Annotated in this window: 13 protein-coding genes; 11 read left to right on the forward strand and 2 right to left on the reverse strand. The window is 69.5% G+C overall.

Going from position 1 to position 14,320, the window contains the following annotated elements; genetic code table 11:
• Nucleotides 1-40: 40 nt before the first annotated feature.
• The 9 genes from atpA (at nucleotide 41) to DY023_RS05875 (ending at nucleotide 10,901) form a co-directional block, all read left to right on the forward strand.
• Nucleotides 41-1,681 carry a F0F1 ATP synthase subunit alpha gene (gene atpA, locus DY023_RS05835; RefSeq protein WP_116241393.1) on the forward strand — a complete coding sequence of 547 codons (1,641 nt, stop codon included), beginning with the start codon at nucleotides 41-43 and terminating at the stop codon, nucleotides 1,679-1,681.
• Between the two features lie 20 nt (nucleotides 1,682-1,701).
• On the forward strand, nucleotides 1,702-2,601 hold the full coding sequence (locus DY023_RS05840) for a F0F1 ATP synthase subunit gamma (protein WP_116241394.1): 900 nt from the start codon (nucleotides 1,702-1,704) through the stop codon (nucleotides 2,599-2,601).
• A gap of 22 nt (nucleotides 2,602-2,623) precedes the next feature.
• On the forward strand, nucleotides 2,624-4,075 hold the full coding sequence (gene atpD, locus DY023_RS05845; RefSeq protein WP_116241395.1) for a F0F1 ATP synthase subunit beta: 1,452 nt from the start codon (nucleotides 2,624-2,626) through the stop codon (nucleotides 4,073-4,075).
• A gap of 2 nt (nucleotides 4,076-4,077) precedes the next feature.
• Nucleotides 4,078-4,338 (forward strand): F0F1 ATP synthase subunit epsilon, encoded by a 261-nt coding sequence (locus DY023_RS05850; protein WP_116241396.1) that lies wholly within the window; start codon nucleotides 4,078-4,080, stop codon nucleotides 4,336-4,338.
• 75 nt (nucleotides 4,339-4,413) lie between these two features.
• The gene (locus tag DY023_RS05855) at nucleotides 4,414-5,151 is read left to right on the forward strand and encodes a YaaA family protein (protein ID WP_116241397.1); all 738 of its coding nucleotides are present in this window, start codon (nucleotides 4,414-4,416) and stop codon (nucleotides 5,149-5,151) included.
• 127 nt (nucleotides 5,152-5,278) lie between these two features.
• Nucleotides 5,279-6,187 (forward strand): hypothetical protein, encoded by a 909-nt coding sequence (locus DY023_RS05860; protein WP_116241398.1) that lies wholly within the window; start codon nucleotides 5,279-5,281, stop codon nucleotides 6,185-6,187.
• Between the two features lie 82 nt (nucleotides 6,188-6,269).
• Nucleotides 6,270-7,250, forward strand: a complete 981-nt coding sequence (locus tag DY023_RS05865; protein WP_116241399.1) for an aldo/keto reductase — start codon at nucleotides 6,270-6,272, stop codon at nucleotides 7,248-7,250.
• A gap of 72 nt (nucleotides 7,251-7,322) precedes the next feature.
• Nucleotides 7,323-8,108, forward strand: coding sequence for a PP2C family protein-serine/threonine phosphatase (locus DY023_RS05870; protein ID WP_116241400.1), 786 nt, complete (start codon nucleotides 7,323-7,325; stop codon nucleotides 8,106-8,108).
• A gap of 57 nt (nucleotides 8,109-8,165) precedes the next feature.
• A complete protein-coding gene (locus DY023_RS05875) occupies nucleotides 8,166-10,901 on the forward strand; it encodes an FtsK/SpoIIIE domain-containing protein (protein ID WP_116241401.1) in 2,736 nt (911 codons plus the stop codon).
• Between the two features lie 4 nt (nucleotides 10,902-10,905).
• Here the strand turns inward: DY023_RS05875 and DY023_RS05880 are convergent, their stop codons facing one another.
• Nucleotides 10,906-11,928 (reverse strand): asparaginase, encoded by a 1,023-nt coding sequence (locus tag DY023_RS05880; protein ID WP_425453431.1) that lies wholly within the window; start codon nucleotides 11,926-11,928, stop codon nucleotides 10,906-10,908.
• Nucleotides 11,929-11,945: 17 nt separating this feature from the next.
• On the opposite strand from DY023_RS05880, the gene DY023_RS05885 reads away from it, so the two are divergent.
• Nucleotides 11,946-12,419, forward strand: a complete 474-nt coding sequence (locus DY023_RS05885; protein WP_116241403.1) for an OsmC family protein — start codon at nucleotides 11,946-11,948, stop codon at nucleotides 12,417-12,419.
• Between the two features lie 6 nt (nucleotides 12,420-12,425).
• Here the strand turns inward: DY023_RS05885 and DY023_RS05890 are convergent, their stop codons facing one another.
• Nucleotides 12,426-13,205 carry a lysophospholipid acyltransferase family protein gene (locus DY023_RS05890; protein WP_116241454.1) on the reverse strand — a complete coding sequence of 260 codons (780 nt, stop codon included), beginning with the start codon at nucleotides 13,203-13,205 and terminating at the stop codon, nucleotides 12,426-12,428.
• A 113-nt stretch (nucleotides 13,206-13,318) separates the two neighbouring features.
• Between DY023_RS05890 and DY023_RS05895 the strand changes: the two genes are divergently transcribed.
• Nucleotides 13,319-14,299: an FKBP-type peptidyl-prolyl cis-trans isomerase gene (locus DY023_RS05895; RefSeq protein ID WP_116241404.1), complete on the forward strand. Its 981-nt coding sequence runs from the start codon at nucleotides 13,319-13,321 to the stop codon at nucleotides 14,297-14,299.
• Nucleotides 14,300-14,320: the final 21 nt, after the last annotated feature.

A 14,320-nucleotide genomic window follows, 5' to 3' on the forward strand; every position in this document is an offset into this window, starting at 1 on the left:
TGCGCGGGCTGACCGCGCCACCAGATACAAAGGGAAGACAATGGCAGAACTATCGATCAGCCCCGACGTCATCCGTGACGCGCTGAAGGACTTCGCCGCCGCCTACGAGCCCACGTCGGCCGCTGCGACCGAGGTCGGCACCGTCATCGACGCCGCCGACGGCATCGCGCACGTCGAGGGACTGCCCGGTGTGATGGCGAACGAGCTCGTCACCTTCGCGGACGGCACCAAGGGCCTCGCCCTGAACCTGGACGAGCACGAGATCGGTGTGGTCGTCCTCGGCGACTTCACCGGCATCGAGGCCGGCCAGGAGGTCACCCGCACCGGTGAGGTGCTCTCGGTCCCCGTCGGCGACGGCTACCTCGGCCGCGTGGTCGACCCGCTCGGCAGCCCGATCGACGGCCTGGGCGACATCGCCACCGAGGGCGTCCGCGAGCTCGAGCTGCAGGCGCCCGGCGTCATGCAGCGCAAGAGCGTGCACGAGCCGCTGCAGACCGGCATCAAGGCCATCGACGCGATGATCCCGGTCGGTCGCGGCCAGCGCCAGCTGATCATCGGCGACCGCCAGACCGGCAAGACCGCACTGGCGATCGACACGATCATCAACCAGAAGGCGAACTGGGAGTCCGGCGACGTCACCAAGCAGGTGCGCTGCATCTACGTCGCGATCGGCCAGAAGGGCTCGACCATCGCCTCCGTCAAGGGCGCGCTGGAAGAGGCCGGCGCCCTGGAGTACACCACGATCGTGGCCGCTCCGGCGTCCGACCCCGCGGGCTTCAAGTACCTCGCCCCCTACACCGGCTCGGCCATCGGCCAGCACTGGATGTACGGCGGCAAGCACGTCCTGATCATCTTCGACGACCTCTCGAAGCAGGCCGAGGCGTACCGCGCCGTGTCCCTGCTGCTGCGCCGCCCGCCGGGTCGCGAGGCCTACCCCGGCGACGTCTTCTACCTGCACTCGCGTCTGCTCGAGCGCTGCGCGAAGCTGTCCGACGAGCTCGGCGCCGGTTCGATGACGGGTCTTCCGATCATCGAGACCAAGGCGAACGACGTCTCGGCGTACATTCCGACCAACGTGATCTCGATCACCGACGGTCAGATCTTCCTGCAGTCCGACCTGTTCAACGCCAACCAGCGTCCCGCTGTCGACGTGGGCATCTCGGTCTCCCGAGTCGGCGGTGACGCTCAGGTCAAGTCGATCAAGAAGGTCTCCGGAACCCTGAAGCTCGAGCTCGCGCAGTACCGTTCGCTCGAGGCCTTCGCGATGTTCGCGTCCGACCTCGACGCGGCTTCGCGTCGTCAGCTGGCCCGCGGCGCGCGCCTGACCGAGCTGCTCAAGCAGCCGCAGTACTCGCCGTACCCGGTGGAGGAGCAGGTCGTCTCGATCTGGGCCGGCACCAACGGCAAGCTCGACACCATCGAGGTGTCCGACGTGCTGCGCTTCGAGCGCGAGCTGCTCGACTACCTGCGTCGCAACACGAAGGTCCTCGACACGCTGCGCGAGACCAACGTCCTCGACGACGACACCGTTGCAGAGCTCGAGAAGCAGACCGACGCCTTCATCCTGGAGTTCGCAGGCGGCAAGGGCCAGTCCCTCGGCGCGCCGGGCAACGAGCAGGTCTCGGCAGAGGATGCCGGTGACGTCGACCAGGAGAAGATCGTCAAGGGTCGTCGCGCGTAACGCGCGGGAGATAGGCACTCATGGGCGCTCAACTCCGGGTCTACAAGCAGAAGATCTCTTCTGCTCAGACGACCAAGAAGATCACGAAGGCGATGGAACTCATCGCGGCTTCGCGCATCCAGAAGGCGATGGCACGCGTCAAGGCGTCCTCGCCCTTCGCGCAGGCCGTGACGAGGGCCGTGTCCGCCGTCGCGACGCACTCCAGCGTCGACCACCCGCTCACTCGGGAGTCCGAGCAGATCCGCCGCTCCGCGGTCGTGATCTTCTCGAGCGACCGGGGCCTGGCCGGTGCGTTCAACTCGCAGGTGATCCGCGAGGCCCTGGAACAGGGCGAGCAGATCCGTGCCAAGGGCAGCGAGCCGGTGTACTACCTGATCGGCCGCAAGGCCGTCGGCTACTTCCAGTTCCGTGGCATCGCCTCGGCTGCGGAGTGGATCGGTGACACCGACACCCCGTCGTTCAAGACCGCCGAGGAGATCGCGAACGTCCTGCAGGAGGCCTTCCTGCGCGGCGGTGCCGAGAACGGCGTGGACGAGATCGTGCTGGTGTTCAACCGCTTCGTCAGCATGATGACGCAGGAGCCGACGGCACGCCGTCTGCTTCCGCTCGAGATCGCCGAGGCCGACGCCTCGGAGGCGGGGAGCGCCGTCTACCCGCTGTACGAGTTCGAGCCGGACGCCGGGACCGTGCTGGATGCCATCCTGCCGGTGTACATCCAGAGCCGCGTCTTCAACGCCCTCCTGCAGTCCTCGGCCGCCAAGCAGGCCGCGACGCAGAAGGCGATGAAGTCGGCCAGCGACAACGCCGACAAGCTCATCACCGACTACACCCGCCTGCGCAACAACGCGCGTCAGGCGGAGATCACTCAGCAGATCGCCGAGATCGTCGGCGGCGCCGACGCCCTGGCGTCGAGCAAGTAAGCCTCAAGAGAGAGACGAAGATATGACCCCCACCGCAACGGCTGAAGCCGCAACCGCGGTCGTCGGGCGCGTCGCACGCGTCACGGGCCCGGTCGTCGACATCGAGTTCCCGCACGACTCGATCCCCGACATCTACAACGCCCTCAAGACCACGATCACGATCGGTGACGAGTCCACCGAGATCACGCTCGAGGTCGCTCAGCACCTCGGCGACGACCTCGTGCGCGCCATCTCGCTGAAGCCCACCGACGGCATGGTCCGCGGCCAGGAGGTGCGCGACACCGGCGCACCGATCTCGGTCCCGGTCGGCGACGTCACCAAGGGCAAGGTCTTCAACGTCATCGGCGAGGTCCTGAACGGCGAGCCCGGCGAGCAGGTGGAGATCACCGAGCGCTGGCCGATCCACCGCAAGGCCCCGAACTTCGACCAGCTCGAGTCGAAGACCACGATGTTCGAGACCGGCATCAAGTCGATCGACCTCCTCACCCCGTACGTGCAGGGTGGAAAGATCGGCCTGTTCGGCGGTGCGGGCGTGGGCAAGACCGTCCTCATCCAGGAGATGATCCAGCGCGTCGCGCAGGACCACGGTGGTGTGTCGGTGTTCGCCGGTGTCGGCGAGCGCACCCGTGAGGGCAACGACCTCATCGGCGAGATGGAGGAGGCGGGCGTCTTCGACAAGACCGCCCTCGTCTTCGGCCAGATGGACGAGCCGCCGGGGACGCGTCTGCGCGTGGCCCTGTCGGCTCTGACGATGGCGGAGTACTTCCGCGACGTGCAGAAGCAGGACGTGCTGCTGTTCATCGACAACATCTTCCGCTTCACGCAGGCGGGTTCCGAGGTGTCGACGCTGCTCGGCCGCATGCCGTCGGCCGTGGGCTACCAGCCGAACCTCGCCGACGAGATGGGTGTGCTCCAGGAGCGCATCACCTCGACGCGTGGTCACTCGATCACCTCGCTGCAGGCGATCTACGTGCCGGCCGACGACTACACCGACCCGGCTCCGGCGACCACGTTCGCGCACCTCGACGCCACCACCGAGCTCTCCCGTGAGATCGCCTCGAAGGGTCTGTACCCGGCGATCGACCCGCTGACCTCGACCTCGCGCATCATGGACCCCCGCTACCTGGGCGAGGACCACTACCGCGTGGCGACGACCGTCAAGCAGATCCTGCAGAAGAACAAGGAGCTGCAGGAGATCATCGCGATCCTCGGTGTCGACGAGCTCTCCGAAGAGGACAAGATCATCGTCGCCCGTGCGCGCCGGATCCAGCAGTTCCTCTCGCAGAACACCTACATGGCGAAGAAGTTCACCGGCGTGGAGGGTTCGACCGTCCCGCTGAAGGACACGATCGAGTCGTTCGACGCGATCGCCCGTGGTGACTTCGACCACGTCGCCGAGCAGGCCTTCTTCAACGTCGGCCCGATCTCGGACGTCGAGGAGAAGTGGGCGCAGATCCAGAAGGAGAACGCCTGATCATGGCTCTGAAGGTCAATCTCGTCTCCGCCGAGGCGGAGATCTGGTCGGGCGAGGCCAGTCTCGTCGTCGCCAAGACCGTCGAGGGCGAGATGGGCATCATGGCCGGGCACGAGCCGGTCCTCGCGATCCTCGCCAAGGGCGAGGTGCGCATCACCGGGCTCGACGGCACGAAGGTGCTCGCCAACGCGCAGGACGGGTTCCTGTCGATGGAGAGCGACGAGGTCACGATCGTGGCCGGACACGCCGCGCTGATCGCCTGACATCCGTATCCACGACTCCGCCCCGGTTCCCGCTCAGGGTTCCGGGGCGGAGTCGTCTGCGCCCGAGGAGAACGCATGAGGATCCTGCTGCCACCGTCCGAGACGAAGCGGCCCGGCGGTTCGGGCGCAGCGCTGGACCTCGGCGCCCTGGCCCTGCCGTCGCTCCGGCCGTCCCGTGAGGCGACCGTCGATGCGCTCGTCGAGCTCGCTGCGGATGCCCAGGCCGCGCAGCGAGTGCTCAAGCTCAGCGACCGGCAGGCCGGTGACGTCGAGCACAACCGTGTGCTGCGCACGGCCGCGACCATGCCGGCGATCGACCGGTACACCGGCGTGCTCTACGACGCACTGGATGCCGGGTCGCTCGACGCGCGTTCGCGGCGCTGGCTGGGCACGCATGTGCTGGTGCACTCCGCGCCGTTCGGTCCGGTCGGCGCGCTGGACCCGATCCCGTCCTACCGGCTCGCCGCGGGCACCGCGCTGCCCGGCATCCCGCCGATGCGGCGGCACTGGGCAGCTGCGACGAGCGAGGCGCTGGGGGAGGAGCGCTTCGTGCTCGACCTGCGCAGCGAGGCCTATGTGGCGCTCGGCCCCGTGCCGGACTCCGTGAAGTCGGAGTACGTGCGCGTCGTCACCCCGGCCGGTCGCGCACTGAATCACTTCAACAAGAAGTCCAAGGGCGAACTCGTTCGTCTGCTCGCGCTGTCGCGTCCGCGCATCGGCAACAGCTCTGCACTGCTGCGGTGGGCCGATGGGAACGGAATCGTGTTCCGGCGCACAGAGCCAGGGATCCTGGAACTCGTCGTCGACGAATGACGGTCGTCGTGACCCGCCGTCATGGTCATTGCCGGGGCGCGCGACGCGCCGATAGCATGACCTGTGCGAAGCGGGCGCTTCGCGGCGGGTGACATTCGCCCCAGACGACCAAGGAGATTCGATCCTCATGGGCTACGACGATTACGGGGTGGTGGACGCAGCGGCAACGCTCGTCTCCACGCTGATCGGCCTCATCTTCGCCTTCGGCGGCTACATCCTCTACTCGCTCTTCTACATGAAGATCTTCGAGAAGGCCGGCGTGCAGGGCAAGTGGCGGGCGTGGGTGCCGGTCTACAACTACATGATCTTCCTCAAGCTCGGCGACCTCAGCCCGTGGCTGGTGCTGTACCTGGTCGGTGCGGGCATCCTCGGGGCGATCATTCCGATCCTGGGCTGGTTCATCATCCTGCCGCTGGTCGCTCTGGCCGCACGCGTCCTCGGACTGCTGGCCGCGTGGCGCGTCGGCCTGAAGACGCAGAAGGAAGCCGTCTGGGTCATCCTGTACTTCTTCCTCGACCTCGTCTGGCTCGGCATCGTGGCGTTCGACAAGTCGCGCTGGAACGCGTCGATCGCGCCCGCAGGCTGGGCGTCGAACGGCTTCCTCGCGGACCGTACGGTGTGGGAAGGCGTGCCCGTGCAGGTCGCTGCGGCGCCGCAGGCGCCCGCCTACGGTGCGCCGCAGGGCTACGCCCCGCCGGCCCCGGGTGCTCCGGCGCCCGGTGCTCCGGTGCCGCCGCAGGGCTACGCGCCCCCGGCCGCGCCTGCCGCGGGTGCTCCCGTCCCGCCCGCGTTCAGCACGCCGGACGTTCCCGCAGCGCCGACGACGCCTCCCGCGCCGCCGACGACGCCTCCTGCGCCGCCGGCACCCCCGGTTCCGCCGGTTCCGCCGGTTCCGCCGACGGATGCGGCACCGGAGCCCGCTCCGCAGTCCGACGCTCCCTCGATCGACTTCGGCGCTCCGGCCGCCGAGCCGCAGGCGGATGCTCCGGACGCGCCTGCTGCTCCGGAGGGCGACGACAACCGGCCGCCGGCCTGAGCCCACGACGAGGGGCTCCCGTTCCTCGGAACGGGAGCCCCTCGTCGTGTCCGGGGGCGACCGCACCGATAGTGTGGGAGACATGGTGAACGCTCAGCGCCGCGTGGGGGACTCCGGACTCGTCGTCTCAGCCGCGGGACTCGGATGCAACAACTTCGGGCGGCCCGGGACGGCGACCGAGACCATCCAGGGCAGCCGCGTCGTCATCGACGCGGCGATCGACCAGGGCATGTTCTTCTTCGACACCGCCGACATGTACGGCAGAGGCGGCACCAGCGAGAGCTACATCGGTGAGGCGATCGAGGGGCGCCGGGATCGCGTCGTGCTCGCGACGAAGTTCGGTCACGAGTACGACATGGGGTACGGCTTCCCTGGCGGGCGAGGATCGCGCCGCTACGTGCGGTTCGCTGTCGAGCAGTCGCTGCGACGGCTGCGGACGGACTGGATCGACCTGTACCAGCTGCATCTGCCCGACGTGGAGACGCCGATCGCCGAGACGATCGACGCGCTGGACGAGCTCGTCGACGAGGGGAAGATCCGCTACTACGGGCATTCGAACTTCACCGGATGGCAGGTCGCCGAGGCGGAGTTCACGGCGCGAGGCCGGTCGACCGGGCGCTTCGTCTCCGCGCAGAATCAGTACTCGCTGCTGGCCCGCGGCGCCGAGCGCGAGGTGCTGCCTGCGGTCAGCAGGTACGGCCTCGGCTTCTTCCCGTTCTTCCCGCTGCACAACGGCCTGCTGACCGGCAAGTTCACCCGCGACGGCGGCCCTTCCGGCAGTCGCATCATGAACGAGCGCCGCTTCATCTGGGAGAACGCACCCTGGGACGCTCTCGAGGCCTATGCGGCGTTCTGCGCCGAGCGCGGCATCACCATGCTGGAGGCGACTTACGGCTGGCTGCTGGCGCAGCCGGGTGTCTCCAGCGTCATCGCCGGTGCCACCACGGCCGCCCAGGTCGAGTCGAACGTGCGAGCGGCAGTGGCCTGGCAGCCGGATGCCGAGGATCTTGCGGCGATCGACGCCTTGTTCCCGCTCCCCGAGGATCCGGCAGTCGGGCTGTGATGCCGGGTTCCACTACGATGGCAACAGATTCCGGGGTCACCCGGAGCATCGCCCGCACCTCGGAGAGTCCTCGTGCCTGAGACGACAACGCAGACGTATCGCGTCGACGACGCCCTGCAGCTCTCCTGGGCCGGTGCCACCGACCAGGGGCATCGCCGCGACACCAATCAGGATGCGTTCCTTGCGCGTTATCCGCTCTTCGTCGTCGCGGACGGCATGGGCGGCCATGCGGGCGGAGAGATCGCGTCGAGTCGTACGATCGCCCGCCTGGATGCGGTCGTCGAGAGCGGTGAGGTCGGCACTCAGGCGATCGAGCAGGCCCTCGGCCATGCCGTGGCCGACATCGCCGCCCACCCCGACACCACGGACGAAGGCACCGGAACCACGCTGACCGGGCTGTTCCTCGACCGAAGCGAGGACGAGCTCCGCTGGATCGTGCTGAACATCGGCGACTCCCGGGTGTATCTCGCGCGCGAGGGCAAGCTCGCGCAGATCACCACCGACCACTCCGTGGTGCAGGAGCTCATCTCCTCCGGCAAGCTCAGCCCGGAGGAGGCCGAAGGGCATCCGTACAGCAATGTCATCACGCGCGCGGTCGGTGCGAGTGAACTGCTGCCACCGGACTACATCGCCGTCGACGTGCAGGCCGGCGATCGGTTCGTGGTGTGCTCCGACGGATTGACCAAAGAGCTCACGGACTACGGCATCCTGCACTTCCTGCGCGAGCACACCGATCCGGGGGCAGCGGTCGACGCGATGCTCGAGGCCGCGCTGGAGAACGGCGGACGCGACAACGTCACGTTGATCGTGCTGCAGGTCGACGACTCGTCCTCCACAGAAGACGTTTCCGCCGTCTGACCGGATCGGGCTGTGGACAGCCCTGTCCCAGGCTGTGGCGTGCGCTGTGATGGTGCCATGGAAGCCACCACGATCGTGCTGCCGCCCTCGCCGGCGCCACCGAGTCGCCCGTCCCTGCCGTTGCTCGCGGCCACCGTTCCCGTCGCTGCAGGGGTGGTTCTCTGGGCGGTCACCGGCTCGCTGTTCGCGCTCTGCTTCGCGGCACTCGGCCCGCTCATGCTCCTCGCATCGTTCCTCGACGGCATCCGAACCAGGCGGCGGGATCGGCGGCGCGGCGAGGCGGAAGCCGACATCGCCTGGCGACGTGCGGATGCCGAGCTGCTCGATCTGCAGGCCGCGGAGCGCGCGGGGATGTGGCGACGGAATCCCGACGCCGCCGCATGCCTGAGAGAACAGCCCCTGCGCGGTCCGGAGCCGCCCGCGGCGGACACCCCGCTGGTCCTGGGGCACGGCGTGCGCGAGAGCGGCGTGCGGGCGAGCGGCGGTGATGACGATCGTGCCAGGGCGTTCCGCGAGCGCGCATCGCGACTGGAAGACGCCCCGGTGACAGTGCCCATCGGTCGCGGCGTCTGCGTGCGAGCACCGGAGCCGATCGGCGCGGCCGTGCTGCGCGCGCTGATCGTGCAGCTCTGCCTCCGGTTCGCGCCGTCGCAGCTGGCCCTGCTCGGGGACGGGCTCGATGAGCTCGGGCTCGCCGAGCTTCCGCACGCGAGCAGCGTGAGGCGCTCCGCCTTCCGTGTGGTCGTCGGCGCCGCCGCCGACGACACCGGCGATGCGCGGATATCGCTGTGCGCCCCGGGGACGGAGCCACCTGACGGGGTCACCGCCGTGCTGGACTGCACGGACCCGACCCGGGCCCGGCTCCGCACGCCCGACGGCGTCCAGGAGCTCGTCGTCGAAGGCGTCTCCCTCGCACAGGCGCGTGCCATCGCCGCCGACAGCGCCGCCCGTGGCGAAGACGCGACCGAGCCGCCGGAGCGGGTGGCGCTGCACGAACTCGATGCGGTGCCGGAAGGCGGAACCGGACTCGCCGCCGCGCTGGGACGCAGCGGGCGCGGCGATGTCGTCGTGGACCTGGTGGAGGACGGCCCGCACGCCATCGTCACGGGGATGACGGGCACGGGCAAGAGCGAACTCCTGGTCTCGTGGGTGACGGCGATGGCCGGTGTCTACGGCCCGGCACACGTCAACTTCGTGCTCGCGGATTTCAAGGGCGGCACGGCCTTCGATCCGCTTCGTGAACTGCCTCAGGTCGCCGCGGTGATCACCGACCTCGACGACGAGGGCGCCCGCCGCGGCGTGGAGAGCCTGACCGCCGAGCTGCGCCGCCGGGAGCGGGCGCTGGCCGAGGCCGGAGTGCGCGACATCCGCGAGCTCCCGTCGCTGCCGCGTCTCGTGATCGTGATCGACGAGTTCGCCGCGTTGCTGCAGGAGCATGCGGATCTCGGTGCCGTGTTCACGGATGTCGCGGCGCGCGGGCGCGCCCTCGGCATGCATCTCGTTCTCGGCACGCAGCGCGCCGCCGGGGTGATCCGTGATGCCCTCGCGGCGAACTGTCCGCTGCGCGTCAGCCTGCGTGTGGCGGATGCGGCGGACAGCCGCCTCGTGCTCGGCTCCGATGCGGCCGCGACGGTGCCGGGCGGGCCGGAGTCGCGCGGGCTGGCGTTCGTGCGGCGCCCGCAGGACGCGGAGGCGGTCTGTGCGCGGATCGCGCTGACCAGCGCGGCTGATGTGCGAGCGGCATCCCTGCGGTGGGCGACGGATGAACGCCCGCGCAGCCCGTGGCTGCCCGCCCTCCCGGAGCGGCTCGCACTGCATGACGTGAGTTCCACGAGGGAGGGCGGTCGGCGCCACAGACAGGGCCTCGTGCTCGGCGTCGCGGATGAACCGGACCGACAGAGCCAGCCCGTGGAGCTCCTCGAGCCGGGTCGCGGCCTGGCGGTCATCGGCGGGTCGGGCTCGGGAAAGACCAGCGTGCTGCGCCTTCTGGCTGCTCAGCAGCCCGATGCGATGACGATCCCGGCGCCTGCCGAGAGCGCCTGGGACGCCGTGCAGGGCCTTCTCGCGGGCGCCGATCGGCCGCCGCTGGTGCTCTGCGACGATCTCGACCTGCTGGCCGCCGCGTACCCGCCCGAGTACGCCCAGGAGTTCATCTCCGCCTGGGAGCAGCTGGTGCGCGCGGTCCCCGCGGTCGTGACCGTGTCGCGAACGTCGAGCGCTGTGAGTCGTGTCGTCGACGGGCTGCCGCGCAGAGCCGTGCTGCGCCTGGCCGGCAAGGTCGAGCATCTCGCGGCCGGGGGCGAGTCCGACGGGTTCCGACGGGACCGGCCCGCCGGGCGGGCGCGGATCGGCGGCCGCGAAGTGCAGCTGTGCTGGGTCGAGGAGGGTCGGAGGGCCGCGGACGTGAGACCGGGCACGCCGCGATGGCGACCGGCATCCACCCTCAGCGGTGTGGTGACGCAGGCCGTGCGTCAGGTGGCGGATCTTCTGCGCGCCGCGCATCCGGGGCATCGGGTGATCGGCATCGGCGAACTCCTGACAGACGCGCGGGCATCCGACGCACCGGTCATCGTGGTCGCCGACCCGGAGGAGTGGCGGATGAACTGGGCGCTCACACAGCGCGTCCGCGCGGAGGGCGAGCTGCTGATCGCCGCCGAGTGCCCGAGCGAACTGCGTCAGCTCGCCGGAGTGCGCACACTGCCGCCGTTCGCACGCGTGCACGCGGGAAGGGCGTGGGTCACGCTGCAGGGGAGCGCGCCGCGGCGCGTGCTGCTGCCGGGCGCGCCGGACTGACGGCTCAGATCCCCGCCCCGGGACGGATGGTGCCCACCGGCACCCCTCCGCCGTGCACGACCAGGGGCAGATCGGCGGCCAGCGCCGCGACATCCGCTTCGGTCACCGCTCCGGCGCGCGCGAGCAGCGTTGCCGCGACGATCGCCGCCGCGCGGCCGTTTCCGTCCAGCATCTTCAGCGCGACCGTCGTGCCGTCGGGGGCCACCATCGCCATCACGCCCTCCGCGCCGTGCTTGGCGAAGACCCCGAGCCGCTCGATCGCGATCGTGTCCTGGTGCTCCGGGCCGGCGATCGTCCAGGGGTTCTGCCGCACGGCGCGCACGAGCGCACCGGCGACGCGATGCAGAGCGAACGGGGAGCGGTCAGAGGCGGTGCCGATCCGGTGGATGCTGCGGGCCAGCCCCACGAGGGTCACGGCGTGCACGGGGGCGCCGCATCCGTCGATGGCGGTGTGCGCGACCTTCGCGCCGGTCAACCGCTCGACCGTCTCGCGGATGTGCACCTGCAGCGGATGCGCCGGATCCAGATAACCCTCGGTGGGCCAGCCGGTCGCCACGCAGGCGCGCAGCATCGCCGCGTGCTTGCCGGAGCAGTTCATCCGGATGCGGCTCGGCTCGGCGTGGTCCCGGGTCATCTCGCGTCGCGTGTCGGAGTCGCCGGGCCAAGACGGCGGGCAGGCCAGGTCGTCCTCGGTGAGGCCCCCGGCGACGAGCATCTCGCGCACGACCTCGACGTGCCGATCGGTGCCCGTGTGGCTGGCGGTGCTCATCGCGAGCTGCTCGCCCTCCAACGCGGCGCCCGCCGTGACGCAGGCGACCGCCTGCAGGGGCTTCATGCTCGACCGCGGCAGGATCAGCGCATCGGCGTTGCCGTGCTGCGAGATCACCTCGCCGTCGGGGGAGAGTACGACAGCCGCGCCGGCATGGCGGGATTCGATGAATCCGCTGCGTTCGACGACGGCCAGTTCCACGGAATCCTGGGAGGTGAGGGTCTCGAGCACGTCTTCCAGCTTATGACGTGCGGACACCGTGCCAGACTGTTGCCATGCCAATCGGAGAACACCACTACGCGCTGACGACCACCTGGACCGGCAACCTCGGCACAGGCACCAGCGGCTATCGCGATTACCGCAGGGACGTCACACTCCAGGTCGACGGCAAACCCGAACTGCTGGCCTCCTCCGACAAGCCGTTCCGCGGCGACACGTCGCGGTGGAACCCCGAGGATCTGCTGGTGGCATCCCTCTCCGAGTGCCACCTGCTGTCGTACCTGCACGCCTGCGTCGTCGCCGGCGTGGTCGTGACCTCGTACCGCGACGAGGCGAGCGGTGTGATGCGCGAGGACGGGCGGGGCGGAGGCGCGTTCACGGAGGTCGTGCTGCGGCCGCAGGTGACGGTCGCGGACGCATCCATGATCGAGGCCGCGCAGCAGGCGCACCATCAGGCGCACGAATGGTGCTTCATCGCCAACTCGGTGAACTTCCCGGTGCACCACGAAGCGACCGTGACTGTCGGGTGAGCGGGATCATCGTCGCTCGTGCGGCAGCGCCTGCTTGATCTTCTCGATCGGGGTGTGGGCAGGCGGCTCGTTGTAGACGCCGGCGAGCTCCTGGCCCGAGAGCGCGTGGATGGCAGCCATGATGTCGTCGGTGGCCTGGCGCCGGGCCCTGCCGCTGGAGGCCGCGCCGTGCGTGCTCAGGTCGAGCGGCTCGCCGAACTTCACCGTCACCCGCACTCGCAGCGACGGCATCTTCGCGCCGCGCGGCATCATGCGGTCGGTGCCGATCAGTCCCACGGGCACGACCGGGGCCCCGGTCTCCAGGGCAAGGAACGCGACGCCCGTGCGTCCCTTGTACAGGCGGCCGTCGTCGGAGCGCGTGCCCTCGGGGTAGAGCGCCACGGTCAAGCCGTCGTCGAGCAGCTGCTTCTGCTGGTCGAGGGCGTCGAGGGCCGCCTGTCCTGCGCCGCGGCGGACGGGGATGGCTCCGATCGAGGTGAAGAAGATCCGAGACAGCGCGCCTCTGAAGCCCGTGCCCTCGAAGTAGCTCGACTTGGCGAGGAAGTGGACGGGGCGGGGAGCGGCCACCGGGATGGCGATCGAGTCGATGAACGACAGATGATTGCTGGCGAAGATCACCGGGCCGTCCTTCGGGACGTTCTCGCGACCCTCCACCCTGGGGCGGTAGACCATGCGCGCGAGCGGCGTGATCAGCATGCGGCCGAAGGCGTAGGCGAAGCCCGCCCTGCGGGGTGCGTTCGTCTGCTCAGATGCCGATTCGGGGTCCGGCGACTGCTCAGAGGTCATCAGCACAGATTATCGAAGGGTTCATGCCCGCGGCGGAATGAGGGTACTCAGCCGCGGCCTAAGCGGATGAGGGAAGATGAGACGTCCCCTGTTCTCGATCACGAGGTCTCACCGTGCGCCTGCGTCCGCTCGCCCTGCTGTCCACCGTCGCCGCGGCGACCCTGATCCTGGCCGGCTGCTCGGGTTCCCCGGATGCCGGCTCGACGCCGACGCCCACCAAGAGCTCGGCGACCTGTGTTCTGGACACCCAGCCCGGTGCGACCTCCGACTCGGTCACTGTCGAGGGTTCCGGGCTGGATGCCAAGGTCACCGTGCCGAAGGACGCGAAGTTCGCCGACGTCGAGCGCACCATCGTGAAGGAGGGCGACGGCAAGGACATCGCCCCGACCGACTTCATCTCCGTGCGGTACCAGCTGATCGAATCCGGCGAGAGCAACGTGCTCGGGACCTCGGAGCGCGGGCCGGAGGGCGTGCTGCCGGTGCTGCTGAACCCCAACCAGCAGCAGCAGCTGTACGACTTCACCCAGTCGTCCATCTTCGTGATCGCGACCGAGTGCATGCCGATCGGCTCCGAGGCCGTCCTCGCGATCCCCGGCGAGAAGCTCGGCGAGGGGCAGCCGTCGGTCGTGCTCTACGTGCAGACCCTCGAGAAGCTGCCGACCGTCGCCACCGGCGAGGAGGTCGACCCGCCGGCCGGCATGGCGACCGTGAAGCTCGGGAAGGACGGCGAACCCACCATCACCATCCCCAAGAGCGACCCGCCCGCCGAGACGCAGATCGGGCAGCTCAAGCAGGGCGACGGCGCCACCGTCACCGAGAACGACCTGGTGACCGTGCAGTACCGCGGCGTGAAGTGGAGCGACGGCAAGGAGTTCGACTCCACGTGGAGCCGCGACGCGTACCCGTCCCAGTTCCCCGCGACCGGGGTCGTCACTGGATTCCAGAAGGCGCTGATCGGTCAGAAGGTCGGCTCTCAGGTCATCGCCGAGATCCCGCCGAAGGACGGCTACGGAGCATCCGAGGGCCACGAGCTGCAGAAGGAGACCCTGGTCTTCGTCGTCGACATCATCGGCGCGACGCCGATGGAGAAGTGAGGCGCAGGAGCGCGCAATAGG

This window comes from Microbacterium bovistercoris, from assembly GCF_003387575.1.
Classification (GTDB): Bacteria; Actinomycetota; Actinomycetes; order Actinomycetales; family Microbacteriaceae; genus Microbacterium; species Microbacterium bovistercoris.